This is a genomic window from Catellatospora sp. TT07R-123, assembly GCF_018327705.1.
Lineage (GTDB): Bacteria > Actinomycetota > Actinomycetes > Mycobacteriales > Micromonosporaceae > Catellatospora.
Window position 1 is genome coordinate 2,857,155 of record NZ_BNEM01000001.1, and the last position, 20,062, is coordinate 2,877,216.

A 20,062-nucleotide genomic window follows, 5' to 3' on the forward strand; every position below is an offset into this window, starting at 1 on the left:
CCGACAACTTGGCCGATCTTGGGGCTTGGCCGATCTTGGGGTGGGTCAGGCGGTGACCTTGGGGTGGGTGGGGGTGGTGTCGCGGCGCTGCTGGGTCAGTCCCATGCGGCCGGCGGCGTCGGCCAGCTCCCAGGGGGCCTTGAACGGGAAGTACGCGTCCATGAACTCCCGGACCATCTGCGCCTGCTCGTCCAGGTCGGCCACCTGCGAGTTGGTGTCGTTGAGGCAGAACACGTCGGTGTTGCGCTGGCGCACCAGCCGGGCCAGCATCACCGGCGCGACCAGGCGGCCCAGGTCGATGTAGACGTGGGCGATCCCGCCGGGCACCGAGCGCCCGGTGCTGTGCGCCCAGTAGTGCGCCAGCGACGACGGGATGGACAGGTCGCCGCGGTCGCGGAACTGGTGCGAGGCGGTGGCGTGCGACTCCTCGCGCATCTCCGTCTCGATCTCCTCCAGCACGGTGCGCAGCAGCGGGTACGGCACGTGCCGCATCTTCTGGTAGACCTGCGTGCCGAACCGCGCCTGGATGAGCCGCCGGTTGTTCTTGGCCGCCACGTCCACCGGGTGGTCGGCCGGGGCGGGTGGGTTCAGGTCGACCAGCGAGCTTGACGGGAAGAACTTGGCCACCCCGTTGGCGAAGAAGAACTGGCCGGGCAGCACGGGGCGGCCCAGGATCATGTCGTCGTTGAAGTACAGGAAGTGCTCGGACAGGCCGGGGACGCGGTGCAGCCGCGACTCGATGGCGTGGGAGTTGAACGTGGGCAGCACCCCGACGTCGCCGAAGATCTCCCGGTGGCTGACCAGGGTGACCCGGTTCGAGGACAGGTCCAGCCAGCTCGGCACCTGGTCGTCGGTGACCAGGTAGATGTGGTTCACCCAGGGCGCGAAGGCGTGCAGCGAGCGCATCGAGTAGAGCAGCTCGTCGCGTGAGGTGAACCGGGACGCGTTGGTGGCGAGCCCGTTGAACGAGTCGTCGGTGCCCATCGCCTTGGACTTGCGCGCCTGCCACGCCGGGTCGTCGCCGTCGACCCAGGTGTAGACGACGTCGACGGGGAACCGCACGTCGTTGGGGCCGGGCTCGGCGTAGACGGCGCGGCTGCGGAAGCGCGGCTCGGGCGCGGTGGGCATGAACTGCGACAGCCGCCCGGCGGGGACGTACTCGACCGGGGTGTCGACGCTGACGACGGTGCCGACGCGGTGGTTGCGCGGGCCGACCAGGCGCGGGGCGTCCCAGCCCGGCCCCTTCACGGTGTCCCAGAACTCGATCTCGCAGGCGTACGCCCCGTCGAGCAGCGCGTTGCCCTCCGGGCTGGTCACGGCCTGGTAGACCTGCACCACCCGGCACCGCTGCGGGCTGGTCCGGCGCCCGCCGGTGTCCATGGTCCGCACCACCATGCCGGGTGCGGCGGGCTGGGTGCGCAGCAGCCGCAGCACGGCGGCCCGGTGCTCGACCCCGACGGCCACGGCGCTGCACCGCGGATCGGTGTGCGGCACGCAGAAGTAGTCCAGCCCGGCGTCCTCCAGCAGGCCGAGCACGATCTGCAGGTTGCCGTGCCACGCCGTCGCCGGGGACGCGCCCGCGATGGCGACCGCGGGCACCCCGTGGCTGCGTACCCGGCTGCTGCGGTTCGGCACGCCGACCAGCAGCTTCGCGATGCGGACCCGCTGACGCAGCGGGAGGCGGCACGCGGCGGCGCGCAGCGCGGGACGGGGTAGGAGGCGTTTGACAATCTGCTTCACAACGACCCAACATAAGCGATAAGGCTCGAAAGCTGATGTATTGCCCTAATAAGGACTTTTCATGTTCCCCGCGCCGCCAGGCGCACTGCCCCGCACTGGAGACAACGCGTGACCCGCCCATCCGTGCACGCCGACCACCGGCTGATGCGCAGCCTGCCCGTCGCGGCCCCCGCGCTCGCGACCCTGCTCGCCGTCCTGCTCGGGCACGACCGGCGCGCGCTCTGGCGCGACGAGTACGCCACCTGGTACGCGGCGACCCTGTCCCCCGCCGACCTCAAGCACCTGCTGTCCAACGTAGATGCCGTCTTCGCGCCGTTCTACCTGTTCACCCGCGCGTGGATCACCCTGTTCGGGGACAGCCTGACCAGCCTGCGGCTGCCCTCGGCGCTGGCGATGGCGCTCACCGCGGCCCTGATCGGCGCGCTCGGGCGCAAGCTGTTCTCGCCGGGCACCGGCCTGGTCGCGGGCCTGCTGTTCGCCCTGCTCCCCTCGATCTCCCGGTACGGCGAGGAGGCCCGGCCGTACGCGTTCGCGCTGGCCGCCACCGCCGGGGCGACCCTGCTGCTGCTGCGCGCGCTGGAGCGGCCCGACCTGGTGCGCCGCTGGGTGCCGTACGCCCTGGTGGTGACCTTGATCGGCTGGTCGCACCTGGTCGCGCTCACCGTGCTCGGCGCGCACGCCCTGGTGGTGCTCGCCACCGCCGCGCCGCGCCTGGTCGCCGTGCGCAACTGGACCGTCGCCGCCGCCTGCGGCGGCCTGCCGGTGGTGCCGCTGCTGCTGCTCGGCCGGGGCCAGACCCGGCAGATCGGCTGGATCGAGACCCGGGAGGAGTCGATCCGCTCGTTCGTCACCGCGGTGTTCGGCTCCCTCACCGTCGGCCTGCTGGTGCTGACGCTGGGCGTGCTCGCGATCCGGCTGGCCGACCCGCGCCGCCGGCTGCTGATGGCCTGGGCGCTGCTGCCGCCCGCGGTGGTGCTGGCGGCCACGCCGGCGGTCAACCTGATGCTGTCGCGGTATCTGCTGTTCACGCTGCCCGCGTGGGTGCTGCTGGCCTCGGTGACGCTGCGGCGGGGCGCGGCGCTGGCCGTGACCGCGTTCGTGGCCGCCGCCAAGGGCCGGTTCGCAGCCGTGTCCCCGCGCAGTGGCCGGGCCTGGATCGTGGTGGCCGCGGGCCTGGCGGTGCTGGGCGGGCTCGCGCTGCCGGGCCAGGTCGACGCGCGCACGCTGCCCGCGGGCAACCAGGCCGACCTGCGCGCCGCCGCGGCGATCATCAAGGCGCGGCTGGAGCCCGGCGACGCCATCGCCTACGGCGGCACCTCGCACGGCGGCCCCCGGGTGTTCCGCCGCGGCATGGCCTTCGAGCTGCGCGGCGTCACCGCGCCCAGGGACGTGTTCGTCAGCGTCCCGGCTCAGGCCACCGGCACCTTCAACGCGGTGGAGTGCGCCGACCCGGCCGCCTGCGCGCAGGGCGTGCGGCGGCTGTGGCTGGTCACCTCGGCCCCGGACCCCAACCTGTACGGCTGGCTGCCCGCCACCCGCGCCGAGCTGCTGCGTACCGAGTTCACCGCGCGGTTCGAGCAGCGCACCCAGGGCGTGGCCGTGGTGCTGCTGGAGCGCTCACCGCAGCCGAGGCCGCAGGTCCCGGCCGGAGCCGAACCTGCGGCGGTCGCGCCCCGGCCCTAGGGCTTGGGCGCGGTGTACAGCCGGTCGGCGTACGAGGGGCCGTAGTACTCGCGCAGCTCGTCCAGCGACTCGGCGGTGTACTGGACGCTCTTGATGATCTCCGGGTGCGGGGGCACCGCGTCGGGGTTCCAGTCCTCGTGCTGCCACAGGTGCGAGCGCAGGAACGCCTTCGGGCAGTGGTGGAAGACCTGCTCGATCTCCACCAGCAGGGCCAGTTGCGGCCGGTGCCCCTTGACCGTCATCTCGTCGAAGAACGGGGCGTCGCGCAGCAGCCGGGCCCGCCCGTTGACGCGCAGCGTGTCGGTGCGCCCCGGGATCAGGAACAGCAGCCCGACGTGCGGGTTGGCCAGCACGTTGCGGAAGCCGTCGGCGCGGCGGTTGCCCGGCCGCTCCGGGATCGCGATCGTCGTGTCGTCGATGACGTGGGCGAACCCGGCCGGGTCGCCCTTGGGCGACACGTCGCAGGTGCCGTCGGCGCCAGCCGTCGCGACCAGGCAGAACGGCGCGGCGGCCAGCCAGCGCCGGTCCATCTCGTGCAGCCGGGACCGCTCCTTGGCCACCGAGCGGGGTTGCGGCTCGCCCAGCAGCGCGCGCAGCTCGTCCTCCGAGGTGATCTCCACGTACTCCGCGCGCATCCGGCACGCTCCTTCCGGTGGGGAACCGCTCCGAGCGTAGACCGCGCAGCTCGCGCGCCGCGTGCCGATAACCTCGTGGCGGGGTGGCGGGGGTCGGGCCGTACCCTGGAGGCCGTGACGGTACGTGTGCGATTCGCCCCATCTCCCACCGGCATGTTCCATGTCGGCGGCGCCCGGTCAGCCCTGCAGAACGCGGTCTACGCCAAGCAGCACGGCGGCGTGTTCGTGCTGCGCATCGAGGACACCGATGCCGCGCGCAACCGCCCCGAGTGGACCGAGGGCATCCTCTCGGCGCTGGAGTGGATCGGCATCGCCCGCGACACCTACGAGGGGCCGCTGTTCCAGTCGTCGTACCTCGCCGAGCAGACCAAGGCCGCGCAGCAGCTGTTCGACGCCGGCCGGGCCTACTACTGCGACTGCACCCGCGACGACGTGCAGGCCCGCACCGAGAACAAGTTCTCCGGATACGACGGCTTCTGCCGCGACCGCGGTCTCACCCCGGGCGAGGGGCGCGCGCTGCGCTTCCGTACGCCCGACGAGGGTGTCACCAAGGTCGTCGACCTGATCCGCGGCGAGCCGACCTTCGAGAACAAGCTGATCGAGGACTTCGTCATCGCGCGCGGCGACGGCTCCCCGGTGTTCCTGCTGGCCAACGTGGTCGACGACGTGACCATGGGGATCACCCACGTGATCCGGGCCGAGGAGCACCTGCCGAACACGCCCAAGCAGCAGCTGCTGTGGGAGGCCCTCGGGCACGAGCCGCCGGTCTGGGCGCACGTGCCCGTGGTGGTCAACGAGAAGCGGCAGAAGCTGTCCAAGCGCCGCGACAAGGTGGCCCTGGAGATGTACCGCGACGAGGGCTACCTCGCCGCCGCCATGCGCAACTACCTGATGCTGCTGGGCTGGGCACCGTCGGGCGACCGCGAGATCGTGCCCTGGTCGGTGATCGAGGATGAGTTCCGCCTGGAGCAGGTCAACCCGTCCTCGGCGTTCTTCGACGAGAAGAAGCTGCGCGCGTTCAACGGCGAGTACATCCGGGCGCTGAGCACGGCGGAGTTCACCGACGCGTGCACGCCGTGGCTGACCGGGCCGTTCCCGACCGAGGCCGAGCGGGCCGAGCGCGGCTACGGCATCGTCGCGCCGCCGTGGGACCCGGCCGTGTACGACCCGGCGGTGTTCGCGCAGGTGGCCGAGCTGGTGCAGACCCGCATCGCGCTGCTGTCCGAGGTGGTCTCCTACGTGGACTTCCTGTTCCTGGACGAGCCGTTGCTCGACGAGGCGGCCTGGGCCAAGGCGTCGAAGGACGCGGGCATCCTGCCCGACGTGACGGCGGCGCTGCGGGACCTGCCGTCCTGGGACGCGGAGTCGATCAAGAACACGCTGGTCGCGGTCGGCGAGGCGCACGGGCTCAAGCTGGGCAAGGCGCAGGCGCCGGTGCGGGTCGCGGTGACCGGCCGCGCGGTGGGCCTGCCGCTGTTCGAGTCGCTGGAGGTGCTGGGCCGCGAGCGCACGCTCGCCCGCCTGGCGAAGGTCACCCCCGCCGCCTGAGCAGGGACAAGACGAGAAGAGGCCCGCCGGTCGCGACCGGCGGGCCTCTTTCTTTCGCGGGTACGGCTTCTTTCGCGGGTACGGCGTCAGGCCCGGCGCCGCTTCACCAGGTTGATCACGCCGCCGACGAGCAGCCCGGCCACCACCGCACCGCCGATCCAGGGCCACCACGGGGCGTCGTCGCTCTTCGGCTGCGCCTGCGCCGGAGACGGGGCCGGGGACGGGCTCTCGGCCGCCGGGCTCGCGCTCGGCACGGCCGCCGACTCGGTGACCGGCGACGGGCTGGCCTGCCCCGCCAGGGTGAACGTGTAGGAGCCCTTCACCACGTGGCCGTCCTCCGAGGACACCTCGTAGGCCACCTTGTACGCGCCACCGGCCGTGCCGGTGAACGGCGCCGAGATGCTCTTGCCGCTGATCGCGGGCGCGCCCGCCGCGACCGCACCGTCCGGGCCGGTCACCGTCAGCGTGGCGCCGTCCTTCTTGAGCGTGGCCAGGAACTTCAGCGTCACCTGCGCGGGCGGGGCGGTCAGCGCGGCGTTCTTGGCCGGAGAGGCCGACACCAGCGAGTTGTGCGCCCAGGCGGGCTGCGCCACCAGCGCCAGCAGGGCAGCCGCCACGGCGGCCACGAGGGCGTACGCCCAGGTGCGGGTGCGCTGGACGGGGTTGGTCACGGCGGTTCTCCAGTCGGTCGGCAGGTGTGTCGGCGGGTTGGTCGACCGTACCCGGCGCCTGGTTCCCGGCGGGCGGGCCGCTTTCCGTCACTCCTTCGCCGACCGTCACCCGTGGCGCACATCACGATCACGCGGAGTCCGGAACGGAGGGCCTTCCGGAATTCGTGTCCTAAACGTGACTATCCATTCGGCAACCTGAGGCCCTCCGCACAGGTCTTTGACTCGTATCACCAGTCACACTGTCCTCAGGTGACGCAGCGAACGGGGCGAGCATGGGCCGGAGCATTGGCCAGAAGGTAATCGCAGGGATGTTCACGGCATTCCTGTTGCTGCTCGGCGCCCCTGCGGCGCACGCGGCGGCCCATGTGGCGGCGCCCACTCCCGTGCCCAAGCCGGGCGTGCCCAAGCCCGGTGTGCCCAAGCCCAGCGCCTCGCCCGACGTGAAGACCATCGCCATCAGCGGCGACGGCATCACCACTGCGCTGACGATCAGCTCCACCGACAACCAGCGGGTGTACGCGCTGCTGATCAGCGAGGTCGACTGGCTGGCCACCCGTACCTCGGCGCTCAAGGCGCCCGCCGCCGACAAGCTCGGCCCCAAGTTCACCGTCGTCACCTCGGTCAACGGCGCGGCCAAGCAGGCCTACGACCTCTACCCCACCGCCGCCGGCGGCCCGCGCGTCTTCCGCCCGCAGGCCCAGCCCGACAAGCGCAAGGTCGCCGCCGCGTGGTTCTACGGCCGCCTCAGCATGCCGTCGAGCCTGCGCGCCGCGGGCGTCGCCCTGGGCACCCCCGGCCCGAACGAGGGCGGGGGCGGCGGCGGCACCGTCGAGAGCCCGCTGGCCGAGCCCGACATCGAGGCGATGGTCGGCGACTGGCAGAAGTTCGTGGGCCTCAACGGCGCGGTCGTGGTCGTCATCGCCATCGGCGTCTTCGCCATCGCGTACGTGCTGCGCCGCCGCGTCTGACCCTGCTTCCGGTCCTGGCCGGGCTCGCGGATACTGGCCCGATGCGACAGCTCCGTAGACCTCTGCGCGCCCTGGCCGCCCTCGCGCTCGTCGCGTTCGGCCTGTCCGGCTGCATGAAGCTCGACATGGACCTCACCGTCAACAGCAACGACACCCTGGACGGGACGGTCGTCGTCGCGCTGGACCGGTCGCTGCTGATGATGAGCGGCAAGAGCCCCGAAGAGGCGTTCGAAGGCGCCGAGGACAGCGTCAAGGACCTGCCCAAGGGCTCCCGCACCGAGGTGTACGACGACGGCAAGTTCTACGGCAAGAAGATCATTTACGACGACCTGTCGTTCGCGGCCTTCAACTCCGGCAAGGCCGACGCCCCGCACATCGAGCACGCCGACGGGAAGTACACCTTCACGGCCGACCTCAAGACCGGCTCCAACAGCCTCGGCGCCCAGGCCGAGCTGATGCGGCCGTTCCTCAGCGGCATCCAGATCACCATCGCGCTGACCTTCCCCGGCGACGTCGTCGAGCACGACGCGCAGGCGAAGGTCGACGGGCACCGGGTCAGCTGGAACCTCGGCCTGGGCGAGAACAACCGGCTGCGGGCGGTCGCCGAGGAGGGCCCGGCGTTCCCGCTGGCGGTCGTCGCGGTCGTCGGCGGGGTCGCGGGCCTGGCCGTGGTCGTCGGCATCGTCGTGCTCGCCATCTGGCTCAGCCGCCGCCACGCCACCCCGGCCCCCGCAGCCACCCCCGCCTACCCGGCAGCAGCCCCCACCGACCCCGCCTACCCGGCGACCTACGCCGACCCCCACCCCGCCACCCACCCCGGCAGCGACCCCACCCCACCCACCCACCCCTGACCCACCCCGCCCAGCCCAGCCCCCGCGCCGCGCCGCGCCACGCCGCGATGATCGCTGTCTGCGGTCGAGACCTTGCCGCTGAGGGCGGCTTCTGACCGCGAACAGCGATCTCCCGCCCCGGACACCCCGAAGAACGCAACCTCCCCAGCCCGCTTTCCAATAGACGTTGGCCTATCACGTCGACTGAGACGAGATCGAAGTCGATGTGATAGGCCAACGTCTATTGGAAAGACGGAGCCCGCGGCCACGGCCGGAACGCCGACGGCGGGCTACCTATCATGGGCGCATGACCCTCGCGCGGCCGGAGCCGCTCGCCGCGACGCTGCGCCAGATCGAGCGCGCCGCCGGGGCACTGGCCACCGCGAGCGTGTCGCGCATGGACGAGACCCTGCCCTGGTTCCGGGAACTGCCCGCGGACCAGCGGTCCTGGGTCATGCTGGTGGCCCAGGCGGGCGTGCAGTCGCTGGTCAACTGGCTGCGCCAGGGCGGCGGCAGCGGCGGCAGCCCGCAGGCCGTCTCCGACGAGGTGTTCGACGTCGCGCCCCGGGCGCTGGCGCGCAGCATCAACCTCCAGCAGACGGTGGCCCTGATCAAGGTGACCATCGACGTCGTCGAGGAGCAGGTGCCGCACCTGGCCGCCAAGGGCGAGGAGCAGCAGCTGCGCGAGGCGGTGCTGCGCTACTCGCGGGAGGTCGCGTTCGCCGCGGCCCGGGTGTACGCCCGCGCCGCCGAGTCCCGCGGCGCCTGGGACGCCCGGTTGCAGGCGCTGCTGGTGGACGCGCTGCTGCGCGGCGACTCCGCCGACGTGCTGGCCAGCCGGGCCGCCGCGCTGGGCTGGACCGACGCGCCGCCGGTGGTGGTCGTGGTCGGCCGCTCCCCCGGCGGCGAGGCGGCGGTGGTGCTGCACGGGGTGCACCGGGCGGCGCGGCGCGCCGACGTCGAGGTGCTGGGCGGCGTACACGGGGACCGGCTGGTCGTGGTGGTCGGCGGTGCGGTCGACCCGCTGTCGGCGGCCGAGCGGCTGCTGCCCGCGTTCGGGCCGGGGCCGGTGGTGGTCGGCCCGGCGGTGCCGGCGCTGGAGGCGGCGACCGAGTCGGCTCGGTCGGCGATGGCGGGCTACCGGGCGGCGCCGGCGTGGCCCGCGGCGCCCCGGCCGGTCGGCGCCGACGATCTGCTGGCCGAGCGGGCCCTGGCGGGCGACGGGGAGGCGCGGCGCATCCTGCGTCACTCGGCGTACGGGGCGCTGGCGCGTACCAGCGGGGAGCTGCTGGAGACGCTGGACGCGTTCCTGATCCACGGCGGGGCGCTGGAGGCGACGGCGCGGGCGCTGTTCGTACATCCGAACACGGTGCGTTACCGTTTGCGGCGAGTGGCTGAGGTCACAGGGTTCGCGCCGCTGACTCCCCGTGACGCGTTCACCCTCAAAATCGCGCTGGCGCTCGGCCGGCTGGAGCCTGGTACGCAGGGCGAACAGGCCACCAAGAACTCCTAAACCGGGACAGAATTCCGCCCCCTCCTACCGATCTTTGTTCAGTACCCACAAGAACGGTAGGAGGATTTAGTCATCTGCGGCAACGGCGCGCCCGCCCGTGATCCCTCAGGGTGGAATACGTGCTCGCCGTACTCTCCCCGGGCCAGGGTGCCCAGAAACCAGGTTTCCTCAAACCGTGGCTCGACCTCGAGGGAACCGAGGCGCGCCTGCGCGCCTGGTCGGACCTTGCCGGGGTGGACCTGGTGCATCTGGGCACCGAGGCGGATGCTGAAGAGATCAAGGACACCGCGAAGACCCAGCCGCTGCTGGTGGCCGCGGCCCTGCTCGCCGCCGGCCACCTGCCCATGGGCGACGTGTCCGTCGCCGCCGGCCACAGTGTCGGCGAGCTCGGCGCCGCCGCGCTGGCGGGCGTGCTGACCCCGGAGGCGGCGGTCACGCTGGCCGGCGTACGCGGCCGGGAGATGGCCGCGGCGTGCGCCCTCGAACCCACCGGCATGGCCGCCATCCTCGGCGGCGACGAGGCCGAGATCATCGCCGCGCTCGCCGCGCACGGCCTGCACCCGGCCAACCGCAACGGCGCGGGCCAGATCGTGGCCGCCGGCTCGCTGAGCGCGCTGGACGCGTTCGCCGCCGCGCCGCCCGCGAAGACCCGCGTGATCAAGCTTCAGGTCGCCGGCGCGTTCCACACGCCGTACATGGCTCCGGCGCAGGCCGGGCTGGCCGCGGCCGCCGCCGGGATCACCCCCGCGCAGCCGGACCGCCTGCTGCTGTCCAACGCCGACGGGACCGCCGTCGGCGAGGGCGCCGAGGTGCTCGCCCGGCTGGTCCGCCAGGTCACCTCGCCGGTGCGCTGGGACCTGTGCATGCGCGCCCTGGCCGATCTCGGCGTGACCGCCGTCATCGAGCTGGCGCCCGCGGGAACGCTGACGGGCCTGGTCAAGCGCGAGCTGAAGACCGGCACCCCGGAGATCGTCAACCTGAACACCCCGGACGACCTGGCCGCGGCCCGCGACCTCATCGCCCGGCACGGTTCGAGCCCGTCGCACGAGCCCACCCCGCACGTGCGCATCGTGGTGGCCGCCACCGCCGGCACCTTCGAGCCGACCCCCGACCTCGCCGTGGGTACGCAGGTCAAGGCCGGGCAGGTCATCGGTCAGGTCATCACCCGGCAGGGCGGCGTGGACGTCACCGCGCACCAGCCCGGCCACCTCGTCGAGTGGCTGGCGCACCAGGACGACCCGGTCGCGCCCGGCCAGCCCCTCGCTCGGATCGGAGAGCATTCATGAGCACCACCGCCACCGGCAGCAAGGTCCTCGCCTTCGGGCACTACCAGCCCTCGCGGGTCGTCACCAACGACGACCTGGCGCAGATGGTCGACACCAACGACGAGTGGATCCAGTCGCGCGTCGGCATCAAGGAGCGGCGCATCGCCGACTCCGAGACCGTCGCCGACATGGCCGGGTTCGCCGCGGAGAAGGCGCTGGCCGCGTCCGGCCTGACCGCCGCCGACATCGATCTGGTGATCGTGGCGACCTGCTCCTCGATCGACCGCAGCCCGAACGTGGCCTGCCGGGTCGCCGAAAAGCTGGGCATCGCGGGCGCCGCTGCGTTCGACCTGAACACCGCCTGCTCCGGCTTCTCGTACGCGCTGGCCAACGCCGACCACGCGATCCGCGCGGGCGCCGCCCGGCACGCGCTCGTCATCGGCGCGGAGAAGCTGTCGCAGATCACCGACTGGTCCGACCGGTCCACCTGCGTGATCTTCGCCGACGGCGCGGGCGCCGCGGTCGTGTCGGCCACCGCCGAGGGCGAGGAGCCCGGGGTCGGCCCGGTCGTGTGGGGTTCGGACCCCAGCGACGCGATCGCGATCGAGGGCTGGCAGCCGTACATCGTGCAGGAGGGCCAGAAGGTCTTCCGCTGGGCCACCGGCACCGCCCCGAGCATCGCGCTGCAGGCCTGCGAGAAGGCCGGGGTCACCCCGGCCGAGCTCGGCGGCTTCGTCCCGCACCAGGCCAACCTGCGCATCATCGAGCCGCTCGCCCGCAAGATCGGCGTGGACCCGGCGGTGCTGTCCCGCGACATCATCGAGTCGGGCAACACCTCGGCGGCGAGCATCCCGCTGGCCCTGTCCAAGATGATCGAGCGCGGCGAGGTACGGTCCGGCTCGCCGGTGCTGCTCGTCGGCTTCGGTGGCGGCCTGACCTATGCCGGTCAGGTAATCCGCTGCCCCTGATACGACCGGCCCGCGTCGCGGGACGGATCGCAACCACCAACCGAAGGGAAACACAGTTCCATGGCTACTCGTGAAGAGGTCGTCAGCGGCCTGGCCGAGATCCTCGAAGAGGTCGCCGGCGTGAACCCCGACGACGTCTCCGAGGAGAAGTCGTTCACGGAGGACCTCGACGTCGACTCGCTCTCCATGGTCGAGGTCGTCGTGGCCGCCGAGGAGAAGTTCGGCGCGAAGATCCCGGACGACGAGGTCCAGAACCTGAAGACCGTCGGCGACGCCGTCTCCTTCATCGTCGCCAACTCCTGAAGTTGCGAGAACTGACGTGACCAAGCCTGACGTTGTCGTCACTGGTCTGGGTGCGACGTCCCCGCTCGGCGGGGATGTCGCGTCCACCTGGGACGCGATGCTGGCCGGCCGCTCCGGGGTGGGCAGGATGCCCCAGGAGTGGGCCGAGCTGCTGCCCGTGAAGATCGCCGCCCAGCTGGCGGTGGAGCCGAGCGAGGTCATCGACCGCGTGAAGCTGCGCAGGCTGGACCGGTCGGAGGCGACGGCGCTCATCGCCGCCGCCGAGGCGTGGGCCGACTCCGGTCTGGCCGCCGCGGGCCTGGACCCGGAGCGGCTCGGCGTCGTGGTCGGTTCCGGCATCGGCGGGGCGCAGACCCTGCTGGCCCAGGACGACATCCTGGAGGCGTCCGGCGCGCGGCGGGTCAGCCCGCACACCGTGCCGATGCTCATGCCGAACGGTCCCGCGGCCTTCGTCGGCCTGGAGTACGGCGCGCAGGCCGGGGTGCACGCCCCGACCAGTGCCTGTGCCACCGGCGCCGAGGCGATCGCCTGGGGTCTCGACATGATCCGCTCGGGCCGGGCCGACGTCGTGATCGCGGGCGGCACCGAGGCGGTCATCCACCCGCTGCCCATCGCCGGTTTCGCCTCGATGCGCGCCATGTCGACGCGCAACGACGAGCCGGAGAAGGCGTCGCGGCCGTGGGACAAGGGCCGGGACGGCTTCGTGCTGGGTGAGGGCGCCGCCGTCATCATCCTGGAGCGGGCCGACCACGCGGCGGCCCGTGGGGCGAGGGTCTACGCGCGCCTGGCCGGCGCGGGCATGACCTCCGACGGGTACGACATCGTGCAGCCGCACCCCGATGGCACGGGCGCCGCCCGGGCCATCGCGAAGGCGCTGCGCGACGCGGACATCGCCAGGACGGATGTGGTGCACGTGAACGCGCACGCCACGTCCACCCCGGTGGGCGACATCGCGGAGATCGCGGCGCTGCGGGCCGCACTGGGTGAGCACCCGGTGCTGACCGCGACCAAGTCGATGACCGGGCACCTGCTCGGCGCGGCGGGCGCGCTGGAGTCGATCGCCACGATCCTGGCGATCCGCGACAGCGTCGTGCCGCCGACGATCAACCTCGACGACCCCGACGAGGCCCTGACGATGGACGTGGCAGCGCACAAGGCCCGCCCGTTGCAGATCCCTGCCGCGCTGAACAACTCGTTCGGCTTCGGCGGTCACAACGTCGCGCTGATCTTCACCCGGGCCTGATCCGGGTCGGAGCGGCCGCACTGCCCTAGGAGTTCCGGATGGCCACCACCCCGGCGTCCGTCGGCGAGTCGACGGTCGATCACCGCGATCCGCTGGCACGGCTGCGCGCACTGTTCGACGCGGGCACCGTACGCACGCTGGCGGCCGCCGACGACTCCGGGGTGCTCAGCGCCCGCGGTGAGATCGACGGCACGCCGGTGATCGCCTTCGCCACCGACGCCACCCGGATGGGTGGCGCGCTGGGGGCCGAGGGCTGCCGGCACGTGGTGGACGCGATCGACGCCGCCGTCCGGGAGCGGATGCCGGTGGTGGGGCTGTGGCACTCCGGTGGTGCCCGGCTGGCCGAGGGCGTGGCCGCCCTGGACGGGGTGGGCCAGGTCTTCGCCGCGATGGTCCGCGCCTCGGGCCGGGTGCCGCAGATCTCTGTGGTGCTCGGCCCGGCGGCCGGCGGTGCGGCGTACGGGCCGGCGCTGACCGACATCGTGATCATGAGTAACGCGGGCCGGATCTTCGTGACCGGCCCCGAGGTCGTGCGCAGCGTCACCGGCGAGCAGGTCGACATGGAGCGCCTGGGCGGTCCCGATCCGCACGGCCGCCGCTCCGGCGTGGTGCACGTGACCACCAAGGACGACGGCACGGCGCTGGCCGAGGCCCGCCGGCTCGCCAAGCTGCTGGGCGCCCAGGGGCGCCTGTCCCCCGCCGACGTCGCCGACGACCGCGACCTGTCGGCGAGCATGCCCGCCCAGACCAACCGGGCGTACGACGTGAAGCCGGTGGTCGGCGCGCTGCTGGACGCCCCCGGCGTCGAGCTGCACGGCAAGTGGGCGCCGAACGTGGTGACCGTGCTGGGCCGCTTCGCCAACCGCACCGTCGGCGTCGTGGCCAACAACCCGATGCGGCTGGGCGGCTGCCTCGACGCGACCAGTGCCGAGAAGGCGGCCCGGTTCGTGCGCATGTGCGACTCGCTGGGCGTGCCGCTGATCGTGCTGGTGGACGTGCCCGGCTACCTGCCGGGCCTGGGCCAGGAGTGGGACGGCGTGGTGCGCCGCGGCGCGAAGCTGCTGCACGCGTTCGCCGAGGCGGTGGTACCCCGGGTGACCCTGGTGACCCGCAAGGCGTACGGCGGGGCGTACATCGCCATGAACAGCCGGGCGCTGGGCGCCAGCGCGGTCTTCGCGTGGCCGGACGCCGAGGTCGCCGTCATGGGCGCCGGGGCGGCCGTGAACATCCTGCACCGCCGCAGGCTCGCCGCCGTCCCCGCCGAGCAGCGCGAGGAGCTGCGGCTGCGGCTGGTCGACGAGCAGACGAGAGTCGCCGGTGGCGTGCACCGGGCCGTGGAGATCGGCGTGATCGACGACGTCATCAAGCCTGTGGAGAGCCGGCGGCGGATCGCCGCGGCACTGGCGGGCGCGCCCGCGGCGCGCGGCGCCCACGGCAACATCCCCCTCTGAGACCGTAGGGTGGGCAGCGTGGGACATCGGCACACCGATCCGGCCTGCGCGGCGGCGCACGGCGACGCGCCCGAACCGGCGGGCACCCGTACCCTCGTCGCGGTCTTCGATTCGCCGGTCGCGGCGCACCTGCTGCACTTCGCGCGGGACCTCGGCTACCGCACCGTGCTGGTCGAGCCGGACCTGGGCCTGGTCGCCGACGGCGCGCACGGCGGCCCGGCGCGGCTGGCCAGCAGCGTGGACCCGTCCTTCGCCGACCACGACGCCGACGTGGTGGTGACCGATCACGACCGCCCGGAGCTGGGCGCGCTGCTGTACGCCGCCCTGCAGACCCCGGCCCGCTGGATCGGCGTCATGGGCAGCCCCCGGCACACCGCCCCGCACGTGGCGGCACTGCGCGAGCTGGGCGTCGACGAGGCGGGCCTGGCCCGGGTGCACCGCCCGATCGGGCTGAACATCGGCAGCCGTACCCCCGCCGAGATCGCCGTGGCCACCCTGGCCGGCCTCATCGCCGACCGCAACCGCCGCCCCGGCGGCTTCAGCTTCTAAAAGATCGTCCAAGTTGCCGGGCAGTCGGGCATGTCACCACACCGGATAAGCCCGATTGCCCGGCAACTTGCGAACGAACCGCGCGGTCAGGCGCAGGTGGTGCGGGGCAGGCCGGCGACCTCGACGGGGGCGCGGCCGGTGGGTTTGGCCTTGCCGGCCAGGACCTGTGCCAGGGCGTCCATGGACAGGTCGCTGGAGGAGTACGTCGCCACCAGCGCCTTCGCGTTCGACTGCCCCAGCAGGTACGGCGTGTCCATGGCGACGGTGACCGCCGCCTCGGTGTTCAGATCGGCCTTGGCGTCGCCGTAGCCGACCAGGTGCACCACGCTGCCGCCGGTCTCCACCACGGTGACCCCGGCCGCCTTGAGCGCCGCCGTCAGCCGCGCCTTGGCCTTGTCCCGGCCCTTCGCCGCGGTGACCCGGACCGGGCCGGTGACCAGCGGCTGCCCGCAGGCGCCGCGCAGCAGGGTGATCGCGGCGGCCGCGGCCGGGGCCACCTGCTGGCCGTGCGTGCCGACGCTCGACAGCGCCGGGGCCTCGCGGTCCAGGCCGAGCTTGAGCTTGAGGATCCGGCTGACCGCCTCCACGATCCGGGCGCGGGGCAGCACGCCCGCGCGGATCGCGTCGACGATGCCCTTGTGCGCGGCGGCCACGTTCGGCGTCATGAGGATCAGGTCGTTGCCCGCGAGCAGCGCCTTGACGGCGGCGTCGCCGGGCGAGAACTTCATCGCCGGGGCCATGTTCATGCCGTCGGTGACCACGACGCCGTCGTACTTGAGCTCGCCGCGCAGCAGGTCGGTGAGCACCTTGTGCGAGAACGTAGCCGCCACGCCCGGGTCGATCGACTGCACGTCCAGGTGGCCCGCCATGATCAGCGGCGCGCCCGCGCGGATGCCCGCCTTGAACGAGGTCAGGTCGTCGCTGTCGAGCAGCTGCCGGGTCTGCTTGAGCACGGGCAGGTCGGTGTGGCTGTCGGCGGTGGTGTGGCCGTGTCCGGGGAAGTGCTTGAGGGTGGCGGCCACGCCCCCGGCGCGCAGGCCGCGCACGGCGGCGGCGACCTGCTCGCCAGCGGCGCGCGGGTCGGAGCCGAACGACCGGGAGCCGATCACGGCGCTGCCCGCCGGGCCGAGCACGTCGGCGACAGGCGCGAAGTCGACGTTGACGCCGACGGCGGCCAGCTCCGCCCCGGCGGCGCGCCAGGCGGTCTCGGTCAGCCCCGGGTTGCCCGCGGCGCCGAACGCCATCGCGCTGGGCAGCATGGTGACCCCGGTGGTGAGCCGGGTGACCACGCCGAACTCCTGGTCGGTGCCGATGAGCAGCGGCACGTCGGCGGTCAGCCCGGCGGCGGCGTTCTGCAGGCCGGTGGTCAGCGCCCGGACCTGGGCCGGGTTCTCCACGTTGTTGACCGGCTGGTTGGCCGAGGTCGGGTCGGCGCCGCCGAAACCGATGAGGATGATCCCGCCGAGGCGGAACTTCTGCACCATCTGCGCGGGGGTGTCGACCCCGGCCAGGGCCCGGTTGCCGGTGGCGGTGCCGGGGGCGACGTCGGTGGCGGAGCGGCCGTACGCGTACGGCATCAGCACCTGGCCGGCCAGGTCCTCGTCGGACATGTGCTTGACGATGGCCGCGACCTTGGCCGACAGGTCCGCCGGATCCTGCATGGGCAGCGCACCCCTGTCGTTCGGGGCGGTCCCGCACCCGCCGGCCGCGACCGCCACGGCGCTCAGCGCACAGACAGCGGCAACGAATCCTCTGAGTTTCCGCGTCGACGAGGTCACGCCGACATCCCACCAGCCGGGTGGTGCGGGGTCAACCGTTACACGCGATCCGCATCATCCTTACGGACGATCCTGACCTGGCTACTTTCGGCTAACCCGCCCTGGTCAACAGGGTTACCGGGGCTCCCTCGGCGGCGTAGCGGTACGGCTCCAGCTCCGCGTCCCAGGCGGTGCCCATCGCGTGGTCGAGGGCGTGCGCCAGGGCCTCCGGGCTGCGCGCCGAGGCGATGATGCTGCGCAGCCGGTCCTCGCCGAGCTGGATGTCGCCGGCCGCGCCCATCGCCGCGCGGAACAGGCCGCGGCCGGGCACGTGCATGAAGCGCTCGCCGTCGACGCCGGGGCTGGGCTCCTCGGTGATCTCGAACCGGAGCATCGGCCACTGGCGCAGCTCGTGCGCGATCTCCGCCCCGCTGCCGGGACGGCCGGACCAACCGCACTCGGCCCGCCGGGCGCTGGGCTCGACGGGCTGCACGGTCCAGTGCAGGTTCGCCGCGCCGCTTTTCAGGGCGCGCGAAATCGCCCACTCGACGTGAGGACACACGGCGAGCGGGCTCGAGTGGACGTGTACGACGCCACGCGTGGGCACGTTGACCTCCCGAGACTGGTCAGGCTCGTCTTCCCCTACGGCCTGGTGTCGCGGACGATCTCCACCATGATGACGGCTGGGGCGGATGTGGCGCCAGCGAATCGCGAAACTCGCCGGATGAATTGTCCGTGCGGGCTACCGGGGTCCCGCCCCGACTGCGGCGCACCTACGTCCGTCACCGGACGGCCCGCCGCCTGGCGAGGTCACCACGGCTGTCGTGTAGAGTTGGCGGGTCAACTAGACTTTCAAGGAGTACGTCGTGGCGAGCAACACCTCCAAGACCGCGCGCGCCTCAGTCCGGGCCGGTGAGGCCAAGGGTGGCGCGCTGAGCGTGCTCGGTGAGTTCAAGTACATCATCCCGCTGAACAACGGCAAGCACGCCTACGTTCGCAACCTCACCAACGGCAAGACCGTGCACCTGAGCACGTCGTCGGACGCCTTCGTCGAGGAGATCCGGGTGCTGGCCGGGGCCGGTCACGCCACCAAGATCCGGGTTGAGCTCGCCGCGCTGAACACCGCCCACCCGGGTCACGGCTGGGACGCCACCGAGCAGCGCCTGGTCGCGGCCGGCGTCTTCGGCGAGTGAACTCTCCCGAGACCGCCCGCGGCTGAGGCCGTCGGCTGAATCTCAGGAACGTGAAAGCCCCGGCCACCTGATGGTGGCCGGGGCTTCTTCATGCCCGTGGCAGGGCAGTCGAGGGCGGCGGGTCAGAGCAGGGTGACCACGCCGGTGTCCAGGTCGTACACGGCGCCGACGACCTGGATCTTGTCTGCCGCGATGGGAGCGGCCAGGTGGCTGGCGGCCCGCAGCTGCTCCACGGTCCGCTGGACGTGGCGGCGCAGCGCCTTGTCCACCGCCTCCGGATCGTCCACACCGACCTCGGCGACGGCGGGGCTGATCTCCTCCACCAGGTAGCCGAGGGAACCGTCGGGACGGACCCCGGTGCGCAGCGCCTCGACGGTCGCGGCCACGGCGCCGCACCGCTCGTGCCCGAGCACGACGACCAGCGGCGCGTGCAGCTCGGTGACGGCGAACTCGACGGAACCGACCACCGACCGGTCCAGCACGTGCCCGCCCGCGCGCACCACGCAGATGGAGCCGAAGTTCTGGTCGAAGACCGCCTCCAGCGGCACCCGGGAGTCGATGCACCCGAGGACCACCGCGTACGGCTCCTGGGTGCTGGAACGGGCGGCCGCCTCGGCGATGTGGTGGCCGTAGCGGGGTCGTCCCGCCGCGAATCGGCGGTTGCCCGCCAGCAGGTCTGCCAGCGCCTCGGCCGGCCCCGGGCGGGGCTGGAGCGGTGTGACCGGCTTCGTCGGCGCAGTCTCGGACAGCGTCATGCCCTTACTCTCGCCGGTGCCGGGTGGGCGCGGGAAGGTTACGCGAGGGTAGTGCGACGATTCTCACCGGTTTGAACCAGGAGCGGGCCGCGCGCAACCCCGGCCGCCGCCGGAAATCCGACTCCGGGAGAACCCGGAAATCGGCCCTGAGCGCTGTCTGGCCGGTGCCGCGGCATGCCCCGGTCGGGTATCTTTTGGCGGCGCCGACCCGGCGCGACCGCTGCCGCGCCGCCCATCGGGCGCCGGGCGCGGGCTGTCGAGGGAGGGTGCCCAGTGGATTCCGTCACCGCCTGGCTGGAGACCCTGCCCCCGCTCGTGATCTATCTCATCGTGGCCCTGGTCATCGGCACCGAGAGCATGGGCATCCCGCTGCCGGGCGAGATCGTGCTGGTCAGCGCGGCGCTGCTGGCGGCGACCACCGACTACGCCTCGCCGTGGGGCGTGGCGATCGGTGCGGCGATCGGCGCCATCGCGGGCGACTCGATCGGGTATGCCGTGGGCATGCGCGGCGGCCGCCCGCTGCTGGACCGGCTGGGCCGCCGGTTCCCCAAGCACCTGGGCCCGGCGCAGATCGCCCGCGCGGAGACCATGTTCGGCCGCTGGGGCACCTGGGCGGTGTTCTTCGGCCGGTTCGTCGCGCTGCTGCGCATCCTGGCGGGGCCGATGGCCGGGGCGCTGCGGGTGCCGTACCGTCGGTTCCTGGTCGCCAACGCGGCCGGCGGCATCGTCTGGGCGTTCGGCACCACGTTCGCGATCTACGCGCTGGGCGCGGTGGCCGAGCACTGGCTCAAGCGCTTCTCCTGGGCGGCCCTGATCCTGGCCCTCGTCTTCGGCCTGGGCACCACCTGGTACCTCAAGCGCCGCGCACACGGCGCCGTGGAGGCGGGCGCCGAGGCGGTCGAGCCGGACGTCGCGGCCGCCGAGAGCACCCCGCGGGCGAAGAAGCCGGCCAAGGAGCGGGTCGGCTGACTTCCAGCCTATCGGGTGGCT

At 72.8% G+C, this 20,062-nt stretch carries 19 protein-coding genes; 13 read left to right on the forward strand and 6 right to left on the reverse strand.

Translation table 11 applies throughout. The features are described 5' to 3' along the window. Window positions 1–45 precede the first annotated feature (45 nt). Window positions 46–1,740, reverse strand: coding sequence for a stealth family protein (locus Cs7R123_RS12150; RefSeq protein WP_212826128.1), 1,695 nt, complete (start codon window positions 1,738–1,740; stop codon window positions 46–48). A 108-nt stretch (window positions 1,741–1,848) separates the two neighbouring features. Here Cs7R123_RS12150 and Cs7R123_RS12155 point away from each other — a divergent pair, with 108 nt between their 5' ends. Further along, a complete protein-coding gene (locus tag Cs7R123_RS12155; RefSeq protein ID WP_212826130.1) occupies window positions 1,849–3,423 on the forward strand; it encodes a glycosyltransferase family 39 protein in 1,575 nt (524 codons plus the stop codon). On the opposite strand, the gene Cs7R123_RS12160 is transcribed toward Cs7R123_RS12155, so the two are convergent. Then, window positions 3,420–4,058, reverse strand: a complete 639-nt coding sequence (locus tag Cs7R123_RS12160; RefSeq protein ID WP_212826132.1) for a pyridoxamine 5'-phosphate oxidase family protein — start codon at window positions 4,056–4,058, stop codon at window positions 3,420–3,422. The genes Cs7R123_RS12155 and Cs7R123_RS12160 overlap by 4 nt on opposite strands. A gap of 114 nt (window positions 4,059–4,172) precedes the next feature. Between Cs7R123_RS12160 and gltX the strand changes: the two genes are divergently transcribed. Continuing rightward, the gene (gene gltX / locus Cs7R123_RS12165; protein WP_280517291.1) at window positions 4,173–5,606 is read left to right on the forward strand and encodes a glutamate--tRNA ligase; all 1,434 of its coding nucleotides are present in this window, start codon (window positions 4,173–4,175) and stop codon (window positions 5,604–5,606) included. Window positions 5,607–5,692: 86 nt separating this feature from the next. Here the strand turns inward: gltX and Cs7R123_RS12170 are convergent, their stop codons facing one another. Next, entirely contained in the window at window positions 5,693–6,277 is a 585-nt protein-coding gene (locus Cs7R123_RS12170; RefSeq protein ID WP_212826134.1) for a copper resistance CopC family protein, read from the reverse strand. 308 nt (window positions 6,278–6,585) lie between these two features. Here Cs7R123_RS12170 and Cs7R123_RS12175 point away from each other — a divergent pair, with 308 nt between their 5' ends. From Cs7R123_RS12175 to Cs7R123_RS12215, 9 genes are all read left to right on the forward strand, one after another. Beyond that, the gene (locus Cs7R123_RS12175) at window positions 6,586–7,245 is read left to right on the forward strand and encodes a hypothetical protein (protein ID WP_212826136.1); all 660 of its coding nucleotides are present in this window, start codon (window positions 6,586–6,588) and stop codon (window positions 7,243–7,245) included. Between the two features lie 41 nt (window positions 7,246–7,286). After that, window positions 7,287–8,096 (forward strand): hypothetical protein, encoded by an 810-nt coding sequence (locus tag Cs7R123_RS12180; protein ID WP_212826138.1) that lies wholly within the window; start codon window positions 7,287–7,289, stop codon window positions 8,094–8,096. Between the two features lie 286 nt (window positions 8,097–8,382). After that, window positions 8,383–9,588: a CdaR family transcriptional regulator gene (locus tag Cs7R123_RS12185; RefSeq protein ID WP_212826140.1), complete on the forward strand. Its 1,206-nt coding sequence runs from the start codon at window positions 8,383–8,385 to the stop codon at window positions 9,586–9,588. Between the two features lie 119 nt (window positions 9,589–9,707). Then, window positions 9,708–10,874 carry an acyltransferase domain-containing protein gene (locus tag Cs7R123_RS12190; protein ID WP_212826142.1) on the forward strand — a complete coding sequence of 389 codons (1,167 nt, stop codon included), beginning with the start codon at window positions 9,708–9,710 and terminating at the stop codon, window positions 10,872–10,874. Next, on the forward strand, window positions 10,871–11,821 hold the full coding sequence (locus tag Cs7R123_RS12195; RefSeq protein WP_212826144.1) for a beta-ketoacyl-ACP synthase III: 951 nt from the start codon (window positions 10,871–10,873) through the stop codon (window positions 11,819–11,821). The genes Cs7R123_RS12190 and Cs7R123_RS12195 overlap by 4 nt, the downstream gene beginning before the upstream one ends. A 60-nt stretch (window positions 11,822–11,881) precedes the next feature. Next, window positions 11,882–12,124, forward strand: a complete 243-nt coding sequence (locus tag Cs7R123_RS12200) for an acyl carrier protein (protein WP_212826145.1) — start codon at window positions 11,882–11,884, stop codon at window positions 12,122–12,124. A gap of 16 nt (window positions 12,125–12,140) precedes the next feature. Then, a complete protein-coding gene (fabF, locus tag Cs7R123_RS12205) occupies window positions 12,141–13,367 on the forward strand; it encodes a beta-ketoacyl-ACP synthase II (RefSeq protein WP_212826147.1) in 1,227 nt (408 codons plus the stop codon). A 38-nt stretch (window positions 13,368–13,405) separates the two neighbouring features. Beyond that, window positions 13,406–14,818 (forward strand): acyl-CoA carboxylase subunit beta, encoded by a 1,413-nt coding sequence (locus tag Cs7R123_RS12210; RefSeq protein WP_212826149.1) that lies wholly within the window; start codon window positions 13,406–13,408, stop codon window positions 14,816–14,818. A gap of 18 nt (window positions 14,819–14,836) precedes the next feature. Beyond that, window positions 14,837–15,367 carry an XdhC family protein gene (locus Cs7R123_RS12215; RefSeq protein WP_212826151.1) on the forward strand — a complete coding sequence of 177 codons (531 nt, stop codon included), beginning with the start codon at window positions 14,837–14,839 and terminating at the stop codon, window positions 15,365–15,367. Window positions 15,368–15,453: 86 nt separating this feature from the next. On the opposite strand, the gene Cs7R123_RS12220 is transcribed toward Cs7R123_RS12215, so the two are convergent. Continuing rightward, window positions 15,454–17,028, reverse strand: a complete 1,575-nt coding sequence (locus Cs7R123_RS12220; protein ID WP_212826153.1) for a glycoside hydrolase family 3 protein — start codon at window positions 17,026–17,028, stop codon at window positions 15,454–15,456. Between the two features lie 208 nt (window positions 17,029–17,236). After that, the gene (locus tag Cs7R123_RS12225) at window positions 17,237–17,731 is read right to left on the reverse strand and encodes a DUF3145 domain-containing protein (RefSeq protein ID WP_212826155.1); all 495 of its coding nucleotides are present in this window, start codon (window positions 17,729–17,731) and stop codon (window positions 17,237–17,239) included. 259 nt (window positions 17,732–17,990) lie between these two features. On the opposite strand from Cs7R123_RS12225, the gene Cs7R123_RS12230 reads away from it, so the two are divergent. Further along, window positions 17,991–18,317 carry a hypothetical protein gene (locus Cs7R123_RS12230; protein ID WP_212826157.1) on the forward strand — a complete coding sequence of 109 codons (327 nt, stop codon included), beginning with the start codon at window positions 17,991–17,993 and terminating at the stop codon, window positions 18,315–18,317. Between the two features lie 122 nt (window positions 18,318–18,439). On the opposite strand, the gene Cs7R123_RS12235 is transcribed toward Cs7R123_RS12230, so the two are convergent. Further along, complete coding sequence (locus Cs7R123_RS12235; protein WP_212826158.1) at window positions 18,440–19,072, reverse strand: carbonic anhydrase; 633 nt, start codon at window positions 19,070–19,072, stop codon at window positions 18,440–18,442. A 273-nt stretch (window positions 19,073–19,345) separates the two neighbouring features. On the opposite strand from Cs7R123_RS12235, the gene Cs7R123_RS12240 reads away from it, so the two are divergent. After that, on the forward strand, window positions 19,346–20,041 hold the full coding sequence (locus tag Cs7R123_RS12240) for a DedA family protein (protein WP_244871773.1): 696 nt from the start codon (window positions 19,346–19,348) through the stop codon (window positions 20,039–20,041). The last annotated feature ends 21 nt before the right edge of the window (window positions 20,042–20,062 follow it).

Coding starts and splice junctions, on each gene's coding strand:
- Cs7R123_RS12160 (WP_212826132.1), bottom strand. CDS start 4,058: ATGCGCGCGGAGTACGTGGAGATCACCTCGGAGGACGAGCTGCGCGCG.
- Cs7R123_RS12175 (WP_212826136.1), top strand. CDS start 6,586: ATGTTCACGGCATTCCTGTTGCTGCTCGGCGCCCCTGCGGCGCACGCG.
- Cs7R123_RS12180 (WP_212826138.1), top strand. CDS start 7,287: ATGCGACAGCTCCGTAGACCTCTGCGCGCCCTGGCCGCCCTCGCGCTC.
- Cs7R123_RS12185 (WP_212826140.1), top strand. CDS start 8,383: ATGACCCTCGCGCGGCCGGAGCCGCTCGCCGCGACGCTGCGCCAGATC.
- Cs7R123_RS12195 (WP_212826144.1), top strand. CDS start 10,871: ATGAGCACCACCGCCACCGGCAGCAAGGTCCTCGCCTTCGGGCACTAC.
- Cs7R123_RS12200 (WP_212826145.1), top strand. CDS start 11,882: ATGGCTACTCGTGAAGAGGTCGTCAGCGGCCTGGCCGAGATCCTCGAA.
- Cs7R123_RS12210 (WP_212826149.1), top strand. CDS start 13,406: ATGGCCACCACCCCGGCGTCCGTCGGCGAGTCGACGGTCGATCACCGC.
- Cs7R123_RS12220 (WP_212826153.1), bottom strand. CDS start 17,028: ATGCAGGATCCGGCGGACCTGTCGGCCAAGGTCGCGGCCATCGTCAAG.
- Cs7R123_RS12235 (WP_212826158.1), bottom strand. CDS start 19,072: ATGACGCTGTCCGAGACTGCGCCGACGAAGCCGGTCACACCGCTCCAG.